Below are 15,950 nucleotides of genomic sequence, written 5' to 3'. Positions count from 1 at the left end.
GTGACGCATATGAAAATGATCAAAAAAATAACTTCTGTATTCATGACATTTCTCGTAATGGCTGCGCTGGTGATTGGCAGCACCTCTGTGGTATTTGCCGCAGATAAGGTTGATGATACTGTTAAGTCCACACTGGTAACTACAGCAGAAGGACTGACAGATGCCATTGTCCAGCTTAAAGATGAAGAAATCGAGAATTACATGAGTTCAGGAGATGACTTTACAACAAGTGCCATGCAGTCCTGGCAGACATCCAAGGATGAACTTGGCGCAAAGAAGGACAGCAATGGTGAAACTACTGTAACTTTCAAAGATGATCAGTACACAGTTACTGTTCCTCTTAAATTTGAGAAAGCAGAAGCAAACTTTGTATATGTCTTTGACTCACAGGGAACACCGACTTCCATGTCTGTAGATGTACAGTATGGTATGGGCAAGACTCTTCAGAGAGCAGGTCTTAATACTCTGATGGGTATTGGAACTGTATTCGTAATGCTGATTTTATTAAGCCTTCTGATTTCTCTGTTTAGATTTATTCCGAATCCGGAAGCAAAGAAAGCAGCAGAAGCAAAAGCAGCCAAAGCTGCAAAAGAGGCAGAGGCAGCAGCCATCGCACAGACAGCACCTGCACAGGCAGAAGAGAACCTTGCAGATGACGGAGAGCTGGTAGCTGTTATCGCAGCAGCTATCGCAGCAGCAGAAGGAACTACAACAGATGGCTTCGTAGTTCGTTCCATCCGTAAAGTAAAAAGAAATAGAAGATAATTGTCATTTATTTAGGAGGATTTTAAAATGAAAAGCTATACAATTACAGTAAATGGTACAGCATATGAAGTAACTGTTGAAGAAACAGGAAGCGTATCCGCTCCTGCAGCAGCTCCAAAAGCAGCACCTAAGGCTGCACCTGCAGCAGCTCCGAAAGCAGCAGCTCCTGCAGCAGGCGCCGGCGCAGTGAAAGTAACTGCTTCCGTACCTGGTAAAGTTGTCAAAGTAGCAGCAAGCGTTGGACAGGCAGTAAAAGCCGGAGACAGCGTAGTTATTCTTGAATCCATGAAAATGGAAATCCCTGTAGTAGCTCCTCAGGACGGTACTATCGCAAGCATTGATGTTGCAGAAGGTGCCTCTGTAGAAAACGGAGATACTTTAGCAACAATGAACTAAGACGGGAGGTAGTCAAATGTCTTATGTAACAGAAACATTGTCCAACCTGATTCACCAGACAGCATTCTTCAATCTGACATGGGGCAATTACCTGATGATCGCAGTAGCCTGCGTATTCCTTTATCTTGCTATCAAGAAAGGATTCGAGCCGCTTCTGCTTGTTCCTATCGCATTCGGTATGCTGCTTGTAAATATCTATCCGGACATTATGGCAAATCCGGAAGATATGTCTAACGGTGTAGGCGGACTTCTTCATTATTTCTACATCCTTGATGAGTGGAGTATCTTACCATCCCTGATCTTCATGGGTGTAGGTGCCATGACAGACTTCGGCCCGCTGATTGCCAACCCGATCAGTTTCCTGATGGGTGCAGCAGCACAGCTTGGTATCTATGCAGCTTACTTCCTTGCAATCTTCCTTGGATTCAACGGAAAAGCAGCAGCAGCTATCTCCATCATTGGTGGTGCTGACGGCCCGACTTCCATTTTCCTTGCAGGTAAACTTGGACAGTCTGCACTGATGGGACCGATCGCAGTGGCAGCATATTCCTATATGTCACTGGTTCCGATCATCCAGCCGCCTATCATGAAACTCTGCACAACAGAGAAAGAACGTAAGATCAAAATGGATCAGCTTCGCCCGGTTTCCAAACTGGAGAAGATCCTGTTCCCAATCGTTATCACAATCGTTGTCTGCCTGATCCTGCCTACAACAGCTCCGCTGGTTGGTATGCTCATGCTTGGTAACCTGTTCAGAGAGTGCGGTGTTGTAAAACAGCTGACAGAAACAGCATCCAATGCCCTGATGTATATCGTAGTTATCCTTCTGGGTACATCCGTAGGTGCTTCCACAAGTGCAGAAGCATTCTTAAACGCAGATACTCTGAAGATCGTAGTTTTAGGTCTTGTTGCATTCGCAATCGGTACATTCGGTGGATGTATGCTTGGTAAACTGCTCTGCAAACTGACTCATGGAAAGATCAACCCGCTGATCGGTTCCGCAGGTGTATCCGCAGTACCTATGGCAGCCCGTGTATCCCAGAAAGTGGGTGCAGAGGCAGATCCTACAAACTTCCTTCTGATGCACGCAATGGGCCCGAACGTTGCCGGTGTTATCGGTACAGCCGTAGCAGCCGGAACATTCATGGCTATTTTCGGAGTATAACCAAATCAAGCAAGCTATCTTGCTTGTATCAGGAGGAGTGCAACTCCTTCTGATAAGCTGCGGAGCAGCTATTTGGTTATGAGCAAGTAGCGAAGCGGATTGCGAATATCCGATTAAACAGAACTATAAAGGAGATTTAATAATGGCAGAATTAGAGAAAAAACCTGTTAAAATTGTGGAAACCATTCTCCGTGATGCTCATCAGTCCCAGATCGCAACACGTATGACCACAGAACAGATGCTTCCGATCGTAGATAAACTTGACAAAGTCGGCTATCACGCAGTAGAGTGCTGGGGTGGTGCAACATTCGATGCATCCCTTCGTTTCCTTCACGAAGATCCATGGGAAAGACTTCGTAAATTACGTGACGGCTTCAAGAACACAAAACTTCAGATGCTTTTCCGTGGACAGAATATCCTTGGATACCGTCCATACGCAGATGACGTTGTAGAATACTTCGTACAGAAATCAGCTGCAAACGGAATCGACATCATCCGTATTTTTGACTGCCTCAATGACCTTCGTAACCTGCAGACAGCAGTAAGCGCTGCAAACAAAGAGAAGGCTCATGCACAGGTAGCTCTTTCCTATACATTAGGAGATGCTTACACACTGGAATACTGGACAGACATTGCAAAACGTATTGAAGATATGGGCGCTGATTCCATCTGTATCAAAGATATGGCAGGTCTTCTCCTTCCAAACAAAGCTACAGAGCTTGTTACAGCATTAAAAGAAACAGTTAAGATCCCGATCGACCTTCATACACATTACACCTCCGGTGTAGCTTCCATGACTTACTTAAAAGCAGTAGAAGCAGGTGTGGATATCATTGATACAGCAATGTCTCCATTTGCACTGGGAACATCCCAGCCTGCAACAGAGGTTATGGTTGAGACATTCAAGGATACACCATACGACACAGGATTTGATCAGAAGCTTCTTTCCGAGATCGCTGACTACTTCCGTCCAATCCGTGACGAAGCTCTTGACAGCGGACTGCTCAATCCGAAGAACCTTGGTGTTAACATCAAGACTTTACTGTATCAGGTACCGGGCGGTATGCTCTCCAACCTGACTTCCCAGTTAAAAGAACAGCACGCAGAAGACAAATTCTACGATGTTCTCGAGGAAGTTCCGCGTGTACGTAAAGACCTTGGTGAACCGCCACTTGTTACTCCGTCTTCACAGATCGTTGGTACACAGGCTGTATTCAACGTACTCATGGGCGAGAGATACAAAATGGTTACAAAAGAAACAAAAGATATCCTGTTAGGAAAATACGGCGCAACTGTAAAACCGTTTAATCCGGAAGTACAGAAGAAGTGCATCGGCGATGAGAAACCGATCACATGCCGTCCGGCAGACCTTCTTGACAACGAGCTTGAGAAACTTGAGAGCGAAATGGCTCAGTACAAGGAACAGGATGAAGACGTATTAACATACGCACTGTTCCCACAGGTAGCTATGGACTTCTTCAAATACCGTCAGGCTCAGAAAACAAAAGTTGACGAGAAAGCAGCTGATAAAAAGAACGGAGCATATCCTGTATAATTGATCAGTAATTAAATATGTCCAAACGAAAAAAGGAGCTTGCGTAAGCAGGCTCCTTTGCGTTATTATGAAAGAATATGATACCCGGGAATATAATGTGCCAATGGGTATATGCTGCCAGTGGTACATATCTATATTGATCTTAGTGAAGCGGAAACGTGGAACTATGATGAAATAGACAATCTGCAGGGTAAAATAAATACAGGAGAATATTCCATGAGCAAAGTTATAATAATCGGCGGCGGAGCCGCCGGAATGATGGCAGGGGTTTTTGCAGCCCGTAATCATCATGAAGTTCATATATTAGAGAAGAACGAGAAACTGGGAAAGAAAGTCTTCATCACAGGAAAAGGCAGATGCAATGTGACAAATGCCTGCGACACAGAAGAACTCTTTCCTGCAATGATGAGCAATCCCAAGTTCCTCTACAGCAGTTTCTATTCATTTACCCCTCAGGATGTAATGGAGTTCTTTGAGAAAGCAGGTGTCCCTCTGAAGGTAGAGCGTGGAAACAGAGTATTCCCACAGTCTGACCATTCTTCAGACATCATCCGCGCTCTGGAGCGTGAGCTGAAGAAAGCAGGAGCAAAGATTCATCTTCACACTGCTGTGCAGGAAATCGTAAAGAAACCTGTAACAGATTCGGCAAATACCCTGGAATCAGAAGCTACATTAACAGAATCAGGATCTGGTGCAGGAAAAGGCAGAAAAGGAAAAAAATCACCTGACATACCGCAGGAGAAGATCACAGGAGTCATCCTTACAGATGGAACCTTCATGGAAGGAGATGCAGTCATCGTGGCAACCGGTGGATTCTCTTATCAGAGTACAGGCTCCACAGGTGACGGATACCGCTTCGCAAGAGAACTGGGACTGAAAGTCACGGACATTGCTCCCTCCCTTGTGCCATTAAAGACAAAAGAAGACTATGTCCCTAAGCTTCAGGGACTTTCCCTTAAGAACACAGGACTCACCATAAAGAATGGAAAGAAAGTACTCTATGAGGATTTCGGAGAGATGATGTTCACCCATTTCGGAGTCACAGGCCCCATGATCCTCTCCGCCAGTGCCCACATCGGTGCAAAACTGGCAAAAGCACCAAACGGCGAACTGTCCGCATATCTGGATCTGAAGCCTGCACTCACCAGAGAACAACTGGATGCCAGGATCCTGCGTGAATTTGAAGCAGGACCAAACAAACAGTTCAAGAATGTGATTGGCGTACTTTTCCCGTCATCTCTGACGCCGGTAATGCTGGAACTGGGTGGAATCCCCGCAGAGAAGAAAATCCACGATATCTCCAGAGAAGAACGCCAGCACTTCATTGACCTTATCAAAGCCTTCCCCTTCACAATCACAGGAATGGGTGAGTTTAAAGAAGCCATCATCACCAGAGGCGGCGTCTCTGTCAAAGAGATCAATCCCGGAACGATGGAATCAAAGAAAATCTCAGGTCTTTACTTCGCAGGCGAGGTACTGGATCTGGATGCAGTGACAGGTGGATATAACTTACAGATTGCCTGGTCTACCGCATATCTGGCAGCACAGGCCATACAGTAAGCTGCTTACTATAGAAACAACAGAAACAAGCAGATGATGAGTACCGTGTATGCGAATTATATCTATGATTCGGTTATGAGCAAGTAGCGAAGTGGATTGCGAATATCCGCTTGACTGATTAATAAACATTAATAATAAAACAGAGAAAATCTGTTTGAATAATAGAAACAGGAGGAACCACGAAAATGGGATGTAACATAGCCATCGACGGACCTGCAGGAGCAGGAAAGAGCACCATCGCAAAGAAAGTAGCGAAAGAATTATCATTTATCTATGTAGATACAGGAGCCATGTACAGGGCAATGGCTTTATATCTTCTGAACCATGGCGTAAACGGAGAAAATCAGGAAGAGATCGAAGCCGTATGTTCCGGCGCTGACATTTCCATCGAATACAAAAACGGAGAACAGATTGTCATCCTCAACGGAGAGAACGTAAATGCTATGATCCGCACCGAACAAGTAGGAAACATGGCATCCAAAAGTTCCGCAAACCCGAAAGTCAGAGCTCATCTTCTGAAACTTCAGAGAACTCTGGCAGAGAAAAACGACGTAGTCATGGACGGCAGAGATATCGGCACAACCATTCTTCCAAACGCAGAAGTAAAAATCTACCTCACAGCAAGCGCAGACACCAGAGCAAAAAGAAGAGCACTGGAATATGAGCAGAAGGGAGAACCCTTCGACCTGGACCAGATCCGAAAAGACATCATCGAGCGCGACGAACGCGACATGAACCGCGAAATCTCCCCTCTGAAACAGGCAGAGGACGCAGTGCTTGTAGATTCTTCGGAAATGGGAATTGATGATGTTGTAAATGCGATTCTTAATGTATATAAGGAAAAAGTGCAGAAATAATTTAAGAAGGATTATTTTATGAAAGTAAAAGTAGCAGAAACAGCAGGCTTCTGCTTTGGCGTCAAACGTGCAGTGAACAAAGTCTACGAACTCATAGACACAGAACAGAAACCTATTTTCACTCTGGGCCCGATCATCCACAACGAAGGCGTAGTAGCGGATCTGGAAGCTCGTGGCGTCCACGTTATCACAGAAGCAGACCTGGATTTCCCGGATGATACCCTGCAGAACGGAACAGTAGTCATCCGCTCTCACGGTGTAGGCAAAGCCATCTACGATAAGCTGAAAGAAAAAAACATCTCTTATGTAGATGTGACCTGCCCCTTCGTTCTGAAAATCCACAGGATCGTGGAAAAAGAAAGCCTTGCAGGAAACCACATCATCATCATCGGCGACAAAGACCACCCCGAAGTACAGGGCATCTGTGGCTGGTGTCAGGGACCGTACACGGTGATCAGAAACAAAGAAGAAGCCGAAGTATTTGTACCCCCAAAAGGCAAAAAAATAAGTATTGTGTCCCAGACGACATTTAATTACAACAAATTTAAAGATTTAGTTGAAATTCTTTGCAAAAAGAGGTATGATAATAATGTTTTAAATATTCTCAATATTTTAAACACTATTTGTAATGCTACCGAAGAACGGCAGAGAGAAGCAAAAAACATAGCCGGAGAGGTAGACACTATGTTGGTCGTAGGCGGCCGGCATAGTTCCAATACTCAAAAGCTGTTTGAAATATGTAAAAAGGAATGTGGAAATACTTACTATATACAAACACCTGTAGACTTGGATTCTGAAATGTTCCAATGCAGTAGTTATGTAGGTATTACAGCAGGGGCTTCCACCCCAAACAAAATTATTGAGGAGGTTCAAGAACATGTCAGAATTAAGTTTTGAACAAATGCTGGAAGATTCCGTAAAGACTATCAGAAATGGAGAGATTGTACAGGGTACTGTCATCGATGTTAAAGAAGATGAGATTATTCTGAATATCGGTTATAAAGCAGACGGTATTATCACAAAGAACGAATACTCTAACGATGCAAGCCTTGTACTCACAGATGCTGTTCACGTTGGAGACACAATGGAAGCAAAAGTTCTCAAAGTAAATGATGGAGAAGGTCAGGTTACTCTTACTTACAAGAGACTGGCAGCAGAGAAAGGCAACAAACGTCTTGAAGAAGCATTTGAGAATCAGGAAGTATTAAAAGCTCCTGTAACTCAGGTACTTGACGGCGGACTTTGTGTAAACGTAGACGAAGCAAGAGTATTCATTCCTGCAAGTCTGGTTTCCGACACATACGAGAAAGACCTTTCCAAATATGCAGATCAGGAGATCGAATTCGTTATCACAGAATTCAACCCGAGAAGACGCCGCATCATCGGTAACCGTAAGCAGCTTCTTCTTGCTGAGAAAGCAGAGAAACAGAAAGAATTAATGGAGAAGATCCATGTTGGCGACACAGTTGAAGGAACAGTTAAGAACGTTACAGATTTCGGTGCATTCATCGATCTTGGCGGAGCAGACGGACTTCTTCACATCTCCGAAATGTCCTGGGGCAGAGTAGAGAACCCGAAGAAAGTATTCACTGTTGGCGATAAAGTTAAAGTTCTTATCAAAGAGATCAACGGAGAGAAGATTGCACTTTCCCTTAAATTCCCGGAAGCAAATCCATGGCTCACAGCAGCTGAGGACTTCGCTGTAGGAAACGTAGTAAAAGGTAAAGTTGCACGTATGACAGACTTCGGCGCATTCGTAGAGCTTGCACCAGGAGTAGACGCACTCCTTCACGTATCCCAGATTTCCAGAGAGCACGTTGCCAAACCTTCAGACGTACTTTCCATCGGACAGGAGATCGAAGCTAAGGTTGTTGACTTCAACGGCGAAGACAAGAAGATTAGCCTGAGCATGAAAGCTCTTGAGGCACCGGCTGAGGAAGCTACAGAAGAATAATCAAGAGAATACTCATAAATATTCAGAAACCGGCTTTGTATGAGGATGATCATACAGAGCCGGTTGATTGTTTTTTTAGATTACGAATGTGGTCAGCAGTTACAGGAGCATCAGAAATGCTGCAGACAGTCAGGAAGGAATTATAGGATGTCCATAAAAGGAATTTATGATATACACTGTCATATTGTACCCGGTGTAGACGATGGAGCCACAGATATAGGAGAAACCGTAAAATTACTCCGGATGGAATATGAACAGGGCGTGCGGACGGTTATTGCAACTCCCCATTTCCGCTTTCGGATGTTTGAAACACCTGCGGAGAAAGTCAGAGAGCAGTTCAGACTGGTGGAGAAAGCGGCATCAGAGATCAGCCCGGATCTCCATGTGTATCTGGGATGTGAGTTTCACGCTAATATGGAGATGCTTCCCATGCTCAGAGAACAGAAAGTAATGACAATGGCCGGTTCGCGGTATGTTCTTACAGAATTTTCCCATAACTCGGAAGAAAGCTATATACGGGAACGTCTCGGTGCATTGCTCTCCGGAGGATATAAGCCGATCATGGCACATATAGAACGTTACGAAGCCACACGCAATAGTCTGGATTTTGTGGAAGAACTGGCAGATATGGGCGTCTATATGCAGATCAATGCAGACAGCATCACAGGAAAAGACGGATTTTTTACTAAACGGTACTGTAATAAAATCATGAAAGACGGACTCCTTCATTTCGTCGGATCAGACTGTCACAACAGTGCAAAGAGGAGCAGCAGGATTGGAGAGGCATATCGTATGGTTTCAGCGAAATTCGGGCAGGACTATGCAGATGAACTGTTTATTCATAATCCTGCAGAAATTCTGAAACAGAAACAAAAACATGAGGCTACAGATTGACTTTTTTTATTGGCTGATATACAATAAAATCGGTTTATGTCAATTTTGCTGTTTACTTTCAGAAATACATAAGACAGAATATTACCTGTGAACAGTAATGTACAAAACTATAAAGAAAAAAGGGAAAAGGAAATTATCAGATGTTAGACAATTTGAACAGTAACTTTGAGAGCAGCAAAGCACAGAGACCCGATGCAAATGATGATGAAGTCGAAATCGACTTACTGGAAATATTTTATGCGCTCAAGAAAAAAATCCTTCTGGTACTGATGGTTGCTCTTGTCGGAGGCTGTATTGCAGCAGCATATACGCAGTTTTTAATGACACCGATCTACAGCTCCACATCCAGTATCCTTGTACTTTCGAAAGAAACCACACTGACATCACTGGCGGATCTGCAGTTAGGTGCCAGCCTGACCAGTGATTATACAGTTCTGATCACAAGTACCCCTGTGATGGAACAGGTGATTTCAGATTTGGATCTGGATATGACTGCAGAACAGCTGAAAGGAAGCGTAAGTATCAATAATCCTACAGATACCCGTATCCTTGAGATTACTGTCAATAATACAGATTCTAAAATGGCAAAGAAGATCGTAGATGAGATTGCGAATGTTTCTTCATCCTATATTGGCGATAAAATGGAAGTTATTCCGCCAAAGATTATTGAAGTTGGTAAGATTGCTACTGTAAGAACTTCTCCAAGCGTAAAGAAGAATGCAGCACTCGGCTTCTTACTCGGTTTCCTTGCATGTGCGGCAATCGTGGTTGTATACGCTGTAATGGATGATACTATTAAGACAGAGGAAGATATTGAGAAATACCTGGGAGTTTCTGTTCTTGCCAAGGTTCCTGACAGAAAAGATTTTATAAATTCGAAGAACAGGAAATCAAAGAACAAGAATAAGAAGCACCATTAAACTGATGGAGGAATCTGAGCAATGAAGAAACTCAATTTAACAGATAAAAGAAATCCGGATTATTTTTACAGTGAGGCGATCAAAACTCTGCGTACCAATATTCAGCTGTCGGGTCAGAGCATAAAGACAATTCTGGTTACAAGCTGTTATCCAAACGAAGGTAAGAGTGATATAGTACTCAGTCTTGCCCAGGAGCTTGGGAGCATTGGCAAGAAGGTTCTCCTTCTGGATGCGGATATCAGGAAGACTGCATATGCCGGACGACTGGGTGTGGAAGAGGAAGTGAAAGGTCTCTCACAGCTTCTGAGCGGTCAGGTGGGATTACAGGAGGTTATTTATTCTACAAACTTTCCGAATATGGATATCATATTCGGAGGTCCAAATGCACCGAACCCGTCAGGACTTCTCAGTGAGAATATCTTTAAGGTATTCTTAAAGGAAATCAGAGAATATTATAATTATATCCTGATCGATACACCGCCTATCGGAACAGTAATTGATGCGGCAGTGATCGGAAGATGCTGCGATGGTGCAGTCTTTCTGATCGAACCGGGAAATGTCAGGTACCGGGATGCACAGAAAGCATTTAAACAGTTGGAAAGAAGCGGATGCCGTATTCTTGGAGCTGTTATGAACAAGATAGATACCAGTGATGACAAATATTATTCTTCTTATTATAAGCATTATGGAGAGTATTATCGCAGAAGTGACGAAGAAGCCCAGATTAAATAATACGGGCTGTTATCTGGCAGTAAGACAGAAACCATGATTAATGATAAAGGAGAATTTGGAAAAGTGAGCAAAATAAGGAATAAAAAAATAAAAAAGACGAATATCTTACTGGGCTTTATCTGCATTCTGCTGGCAGTTCTCCTGGGCTTTATTCTTGTGACCAGTTATAAATCGGAACAGAAGGAATCCAGACACCTGTCAGAAATTGCGGACGACCAGCAGAGTGGGATTGAAGATTACGAAGCAGTAAAAGAACGTGCAAAAGAGCTGGAGGAGATATCTTCCGAAGAAGCAGAAGATACAGAAGACATTAAATCAAAGAACACAGAAGACACAAAAGACACAGAAAAAACGGATACAGCTGACACAGAAGATGCAGATAAGACAGAAGATACAAAAGATGCGACGGCAGCTGCTTCAGGTATTGTGTGCTGGGGAGATGATCTGATCAATGGGGAAGAATCCAATACATATTCCTATATGACAGTACTTCAGAAGCTTCTGACCGATAATGGCTATAATATGACAGTGCTCAATAAAACGCTTCAGGGAGGCGGCACTCTCTCCATGATGAAGATGGCTGGTGTAAGTGATGAAACTATTCAGAGCTATATTACTAAACATCAGCAGGCTGCAAACGGTGCCCAGCTGAATGTAACAGAGACCGGAATACGTGATCTGACAGAAGAACAGACTACAAGAAATGATATGGATTGTATTCCTGTTATCTTCATGGGCTATTATGGCGGCTGGAATCATGATCCTGCAGAACTGGCAGACCAGCAGGAACAGATTTTAAATACATTTCAGAATAAAGATCAGTTTATTGTAGTAGGAACACGCCCTATGGACGGAAGCGTAACCTCTGAAGCACTGGATCAGGTGCTCAGCCAGAAATGGGGAGAACACTATATCAGTCTTGCAGATGTGACTGCACAGCCGTCTTCTACCTATGAGGCTCAGCAGGCAATGGCAGAGGCAATATTACAGAAATTGCAGGAGCTTAATTATATCAGCAAAAACTGATGAGATAACTGAAATACAGAGATTGAAGGAATGAAAATGAAAAAAACCACAAGAAAAGCCATCAGACAGCGTAAGATCTGTATGCTTTTGATTATTATCCTGATCATAGTTCTTTCCATTCTTGGCGGCGGTTATTATCTGTTAAGCCAGAAAAATGTTGCATCGTCAAAAGCCGGCGGTCAGAACAGTGACAGCCGGAATCAGACGGATTTGAACCAAAACAGTGATACCGTGGAATATAAAGGTGAGACATACAAATATAACGATCATCTCAGCAATTATTTATTCCTGGGAATTGATACAAGGGAAACTGTAGATACTTATCAGTCACAGGCAGATGCCGGGCAGGCAGATGCAATTTTCCTGGTGTCCATGGATCGTGCAACAGAAAAGATAAAAGTTCTGTTTATTCCACGAGATTCCATGACCAGGATAGAAGTATTTAATCCATATGGTCAGAGCCTTGGAGAGACAACAGATCATCTGAATATACAGTATGCCTTCGGGGACGGAAAAGAGAAAAGCTGTGAACTGATGAAAACAGCAGTTTCCGATATGCTGGATGGACTTCCGATCCAGGGGTATTGTTCCATGAACATGGATGGCATTTCAGTGATTACAGATTTCGTAGGTGGAATACAGCTCACAATCCCTGATGACAGTCTCGCAGATGTGAATCCGGAATATAAAAAAGGTGCTGTTGTGGATATTACAGGGGAAACTGCAGAACAGTTTGTAAGATATCGTGATATTGACAAAACCCAGAGTGCTCTGGTCCGTCAGGAGAGACAGAAAACCTTTCTTCAGGCACTGGTGCAGAAGGCTCAGGAAAAAGCAGGAGAGGACGCCGGATTTGTGACAGGTCTCTATGACAGTGTTAAAAGCTATACAGTTACAAATATGGGAAATGATATATTTGCCAAATTGCTGGCTGCATCACAGAATGGAATCACTGATACAGAGACAGTACCGGGTGAGGGAACACATGGGGAGAACTTTGATGAGTATCATATCGATGAAGATGCATTGTCAGATTTGATTATTTCCATGTTTTATGAGAAAATTTGATTGTATTAGTCATAGTATGATGAATACAGAATACACTGTACTGTGATAAATAATTATCACTGTTATTATTCAGAGATAGTCCGTGCAGACATTCTGTACGGTTATCTATATAAAAATTAATCCAAAAGGAGAGGTGCATTATGAAAATCGCAAAGAAATTTATGACACTTGCTTTAGCAGCTGCCCTTGGAGTAGGATGTGCTACTGTAGGTGTCGGTGCAGCGCCAAGCAACACGAGTGATCTGGCCGCGGTAGCGCCAAGTAGGACAAGCGAAACTACTGTGGATTCTGAACATTCTTCAATTTATGAAGTTGTTAAGGAACTTGAGAAAACACAGGGCTTTGCTGATCTGCAGGCAAAATATAAAGATCTGGCAGATGCTTTTAAACAAATCAATGATGGAACAATGAAGATGGAAGATTTCATAAAAGTATTGAAATCCCTTTCCGTAGATGAAGCAGACAAAGCAGACCTTGAAGATGCCATTGCTAAACTCGAAGGAAAAATGATTGTTACATTTGTCAATGAATTCAACGTACTGAAGCCAGAAGAAGCAAAGCCTAATGATGACGGAACATATGAAGTAAAGCTTAATGTTCCGAGTCTTACAGACACTATGGAAGGTATTCAGCTTTGGGTCTACAGCAAAGACGGCACAAAGAAGTTTGTAGTCATTGATCCGGTTAATATTGACAAAGAGGGCAAAACTCTTACTGTTAACTTAAACGATGGAGATTTCTTCATGGTAATCGCAGATGCGAAATAATCAATAATTCGGAATCAGAACGCAGTCGCCAGAGATGGCGGCTGTTTTTTTGTAGAAATATGTTGCATTTTTTTATTGACGTAGTTATAATAAAACACGACGTAAATCTTTTGTCTTTAAATCGTCGCTTTGCCGCGTTTGAAGATATGGATAATACATATCTTGAAGTATGAGTCTGCCTTGAAACACAGGCAGAATGGCGAAGCATACCCAGAATACGGAGGTAAGATATCCAGTGTGGTATGTGATGCAGGTGCGCACAGGCACCGAAGAAAACATCCGCTGTCAGTGTCAGCGGTTAATAAGCAGCAATGTCTTAGAACGCTGCTTTATCCCATATTACCAACAGAAGAAACGATTTCAGGGCGAATGGCATATCCAGGAAAGAATCCTCTTTCCCGGGTATGTCTTTTTAATTACCCAAGATCCGGAAAAACTGGTAAATGGACTCAGGAAAGTCATCGGACTGACGAAGCTGATCGGAACCGGCGATGAGATCGTCCCACTGGTTCAGGAAGAAATAGATTTGCTTATGAAAATAGGCACAGACAAACAGCTTGTAGAGATGTCTTCCGGCATTATCGAGAATGACAGAGTGCAGATCCTGGCAGGTCCTCTGATGGGAATGGAAGGAAATATCTGCAGGATAGACCGGCACAAAAGAATGGCATATATGGAAATAGAAATGTTTGGAAGAACAGTAGAAATGAAGGTGGGATTGGAAATTATAAGAAAAGAATAATAAAAAATGATGGCATATTTACAGGAAAACGATTCTGTAAATATGCCTTTTTGAATAAAAAAGAAGGAGAGGTTAGGAAAACGTATGTACAGGAAAAAATCAAGAGGATGGTATAAACACAAAGATTTCATATTAATTGATCTTGCGTGTTTATTTATGGCTTTAATACTGGCGTATCTGATTCGAAACGGTTCTGTCAGGAACCTGTTTACACTGGGAATTTATCGCAATGTGATGATATTTGTCATATTGGTGGATCTGTTCCTGATCATTTTGTTTGAATCTTATAAAGGAGTTCTGAGAAGAGGACGTTATCAGGAGCTGCGCTCTGTTATCCGGCAGATGATCCTGATCGAACTGGCAAGTGGTCTGTACCTGTTTACTGTCAGTGGCGGACATACCTTTTCAAGAATAATCCTTTATCTTATGGGAATTTTCTATGTGCTTTTATCCTATTGTACAAGAATAATATGGAAAAAACATCTGCTGCATAAAATGGCAGAAGGTGGAGAGCATTCTCTCTACATTGTAACCAATTATGACCTTGCATCAAAAGTAATCCAAAATGTAAAAGAACACAATTATAACCGTTACAACATCAATGGTCTGATACTCATTGATAAAGATATGACAGGGAAAGAAATTGCAGGAGTCCAGGTAGTAGCAGACTTAAATAACGCACCATCCTTTATCTGTCAGCAGTGGGTAGATGAGGTCTTTGTAAATGTAGATGAAACATATCCATACCCTCAGGAACTGATAGAAGAGTTGCTGGAAATGGGAATGCCGGTCCATGTAAACCTGGCAAAAGTCAGAAGTACTCCCGGACAGAAACAATTTGTGGAGGCAATTGGCGGATATACAGTTCTGACAACCACCATGAACTATGCCACAGACAGACAGGCACTTGCCAAAAGAGTATTGGATATTCTGGGGGGACTGGTAGGCTGCTTCCTGACAGGAATCATTTTTATTTTCATAGCACCGGCTATCTACATCAGTTCTCCGGGTCCGATTTTCTTCTCACAGACAAGGATTGGAAAAAACGGAAAGCCATTTAAGATGTACAAATTCCGGAGTATGTATATGGATGCAGAAGAACGGAAAGCAGAATTGATGGCTCAGAACAAAATGAGTGATGGACGTATGTTCAAACTCGATTTCGATCCCCGAGTAATCGGAAATAAGATTTTGCCGGACGGAACCAGAAAAACCGGAATCGGCGAATTTATCAGGAAAACATCCCTTGATGAATTTCCACAGTTCTGGAATGTGCTAAATGGGAGCATGAGCCTTGTAGGAACTCGTCCGATCCTTCAGGACGAACTGCGTCAATATGAATTACATCACAGGGCTCGAATCGCTATTAAACCGGGAATCACTGGTATGTGGCAGGTAAGCGGACGAAGTGACATCACTGACTTCGAAGAAGTTGTGAGACTGGATACAGAATATATCAGTAACTGGAATTTTGGCTTGGATATTAAAATACTGTTTAAAACAGTAATTATGGTTCTGAAGAGGGAAGGATCGGTATGAAGAAAATTCG

16 protein-coding genes are annotated in these 15,950 nt (G+C 42.9%); all 16 read left to right on the top strand.

The window, feature by feature from the left end:
- Nucleotides 1-9 precede the first annotated feature (9 nt).
- The 16 genes from I4V44_RS05345 to I4V44_RS05270 all read left to right on the top strand — a co-directional run bounded on the left by I4V44_RS05345 (nt 10) and on the right by I4V44_RS05270 (nt 15,940).
- Nucleotides 10-765: an OadG family transporter subunit gene (locus I4V44_RS05345; RefSeq protein WP_055201366.1), complete on the top strand. Its 756-nt coding sequence runs from the start codon at nt 10-12 to the stop codon at nt 763-765.
- Between the two features lie 27 nt (nt 766-792).
- The gene (locus tag I4V44_RS05340) at nt 793-1,161 is read left to right on the top strand and encodes a biotin/lipoyl-binding carrier protein (RefSeq protein WP_008704467.1); all 369 of its coding nucleotides are present in this window, start codon (nt 793-795) and stop codon (nt 1,159-1,161) included.
- 16 nt (nt 1,162-1,177) lie between these two features.
- On the top strand, nt 1,178-2,326 hold the full coding sequence (locus I4V44_RS05335) for a sodium ion-translocating decarboxylase subunit beta (RefSeq protein WP_008704466.1): 1,149 nt from the start codon (nt 1,178-1,180) through the stop codon (nt 2,324-2,326).
- Between the two features lie 142 nt (nt 2,327-2,468).
- The gene (locus I4V44_RS05330) at nt 2,469-3,881 is read left to right on the top strand and encodes an oxaloacetate decarboxylase subunit alpha (protein ID WP_008704465.1); all 1,413 of its coding nucleotides are present in this window, start codon (nt 2,469-2,471) and stop codon (nt 3,879-3,881) included.
- A 216-nt stretch (nt 3,882-4,097) separates the two neighbouring features.
- Nucleotides 4,098-5,441, top strand: coding sequence for an NAD(P)/FAD-dependent oxidoreductase (locus I4V44_RS05325; RefSeq protein ID WP_196002446.1), 1,344 nt, complete (start codon nt 4,098-4,100; stop codon nt 5,439-5,441).
- A gap of 185 nt (nt 5,442-5,626) precedes the next feature.
- The gene (cmk, locus tag I4V44_RS05320; RefSeq protein ID WP_196002445.1) at nt 5,627-6,298 is read left to right on the top strand and encodes a (d)CMP kinase; all 672 of its coding nucleotides are present in this window, start codon (nt 5,627-5,629) and stop codon (nt 6,296-6,298) included.
- An 18-nt stretch (nt 6,299-6,316) separates the two neighbouring features.
- A complete protein-coding gene (ispH, locus tag I4V44_RS05315; RefSeq protein WP_196002444.1) occupies nt 6,317-7,195 on the top strand; it encodes a 4-hydroxy-3-methylbut-2-enyl diphosphate reductase in 879 nt (292 codons plus the stop codon).
- Nucleotides 7,176-8,252, top strand: a complete 1,077-nt coding sequence (rpsA, locus tag I4V44_RS05310) for a 30S ribosomal protein S1 (protein WP_008704462.1) — start codon at nt 7,176-7,178, stop codon at nt 8,250-8,252. The genes ispH and rpsA overlap by 20 nt, the downstream gene beginning before the upstream one ends.
- A gap of 147 nt (nt 8,253-8,399) precedes the next feature.
- Complete coding sequence (locus I4V44_RS05305) at nt 8,400-9,146, top strand: CpsB/CapC family capsule biosynthesis tyrosine phosphatase (RefSeq protein ID WP_055057883.1); 747 nt, start codon at nt 8,400-8,402, stop codon at nt 9,144-9,146.
- A 140-nt stretch (nt 9,147-9,286) separates the two neighbouring features.
- Nucleotides 9,287-10,066, top strand: coding sequence for a YveK family protein (locus tag I4V44_RS05300; protein WP_055059399.1), 780 nt, complete (start codon nt 9,287-9,289; stop codon nt 10,064-10,066).
- Between the two features lie 21 nt (nt 10,067-10,087).
- Nucleotides 10,088-10,798 (top strand): polysaccharide biosynthesis tyrosine autokinase, encoded by a 711-nt coding sequence (locus tag I4V44_RS05295; RefSeq protein ID WP_118566290.1) that lies wholly within the window; start codon nt 10,088-10,090, stop codon nt 10,796-10,798.
- A gap of 63 nt (nt 10,799-10,861) precedes the next feature.
- On the top strand, nt 10,862-11,824 hold the full coding sequence (locus I4V44_RS05290; RefSeq protein ID WP_226839742.1) for a hypothetical protein: 963 nt from the start codon (nt 10,862-10,864) through the stop codon (nt 11,822-11,824).
- A gap of 30 nt (nt 11,825-11,854) precedes the next feature.
- Nucleotides 11,855-12,892: an LCP family protein gene (locus I4V44_RS05285; protein ID WP_227219277.1), complete on the top strand. Its 1,038-nt coding sequence runs from the start codon at nt 11,855-11,857 to the stop codon at nt 12,890-12,892.
- A gap of 140 nt (nt 12,893-13,032) precedes the next feature.
- The gene (locus I4V44_RS05280; protein WP_008704454.1) at nt 13,033-13,659 is read left to right on the top strand and encodes a hypothetical protein; all 627 of its coding nucleotides are present in this window, start codon (nt 13,033-13,035) and stop codon (nt 13,657-13,659) included.
- A 235-nt stretch (nt 13,660-13,894) separates the two neighbouring features.
- Nucleotides 13,895-14,401 carry an antiterminator LoaP gene (gene loaP, locus I4V44_RS05275; RefSeq protein WP_226839743.1) on the top strand — a complete coding sequence of 169 codons (507 nt, stop codon included), beginning with the start codon at nt 13,895-13,897 and terminating at the stop codon, nt 14,399-14,401.
- Between the two features lie 84 nt (nt 14,402-14,485).
- Entirely contained in the window at nt 14,486-15,940 is a 1,455-nt protein-coding gene (locus I4V44_RS05270) for a sugar transferase (RefSeq protein WP_118567175.1), read from the top strand.
- The last annotated feature ends 10 nt before the right edge of the window (nt 15,941-15,950 follow it).

Origin of the sequence: Blautia sp. 1001283B150304_161114_C9 (genome assembly GCF_015668165.1) — a bacterium.
In the GTDB taxonomy this organism is placed as follows: domain Bacteria; phylum Bacillota; class Clostridia; order Lachnospirales; family Lachnospiraceae; genus Blautia_A; species Blautia_A wexlerae.
Note: the sequence above shows the minus strand (reverse complement) of the source record. Positions and strands in the feature narration are given on the sequence as shown.

What these genes read in the sequence shown, in the direction of transcription:
- I4V44_RS05345 (WP_055201366.1), top strand. Translation starts at nt 10, where the DNA reads ATGAAAATGATCAAAAAAATAACTTCTGTATTCATGACATTTCTCGTA.
- I4V44_RS05340 (WP_008704467.1), top strand. Translation starts at nt 793, where the DNA reads ATGAAAAGCTATACAATTACAGTAAATGGTACAGCATATGAAGTAACT.
- I4V44_RS05335 (WP_008704466.1), top strand. Translation starts at nt 1,178, where the DNA reads ATGTCTTATGTAACAGAAACATTGTCCAACCTGATTCACCAGACAGCA.
- I4V44_RS05330 (WP_008704465.1), top strand. Translation starts at nt 2,469, where the DNA reads ATGGCAGAATTAGAGAAAAAACCTGTTAAAATTGTGGAAACCATTCTC.
- I4V44_RS05325 (WP_196002446.1), top strand. Translation starts at nt 4,098, where the DNA reads ATGAGCAAAGTTATAATAATCGGCGGCGGAGCCGCCGGAATGATGGCA.
- cmk (WP_196002445.1), top strand. Translation starts at nt 5,627, where the DNA reads ATGGGATGTAACATAGCCATCGACGGACCTGCAGGAGCAGGAAAGAGC.
- ispH (WP_196002444.1), top strand. Translation starts at nt 6,317, where the DNA reads ATGAAAGTAAAAGTAGCAGAAACAGCAGGCTTCTGCTTTGGCGTCAAA.
- rpsA (WP_008704462.1), top strand. Translation starts at nt 7,176, where the DNA reads ATGTCAGAATTAAGTTTTGAACAAATGCTGGAAGATTCCGTAAAGACT.
- I4V44_RS05305 (WP_055057883.1), top strand. Translation starts at nt 8,400, where the DNA reads ATGTCCATAAAAGGAATTTATGATATACACTGTCATATTGTACCCGGT.
- I4V44_RS05300 (WP_055059399.1), top strand. Translation starts at nt 9,287, where the DNA reads ATGTTAGACAATTTGAACAGTAACTTTGAGAGCAGCAAAGCACAGAGA.
- I4V44_RS05295 (WP_118566290.1), top strand. Translation starts at nt 10,088, where the DNA reads ATGAAGAAACTCAATTTAACAGATAAAAGAAATCCGGATTATTTTTAC.
- I4V44_RS05285 (WP_227219277.1), top strand. Translation starts at nt 11,855, where the DNA reads ATGAAAATGAAAAAAACCACAAGAAAAGCCATCAGACAGCGTAAGATC.
- I4V44_RS05280 (WP_008704454.1), top strand. Translation starts at nt 13,033, where the DNA reads ATGAAAATCGCAAAGAAATTTATGACACTTGCTTTAGCAGCTGCCCTT.
- I4V44_RS05270 (WP_118567175.1), top strand. Translation starts at nt 14,486, where the DNA reads ATGTACAGGAAAAAATCAAGAGGATGGTATAAACACAAAGATTTCATA.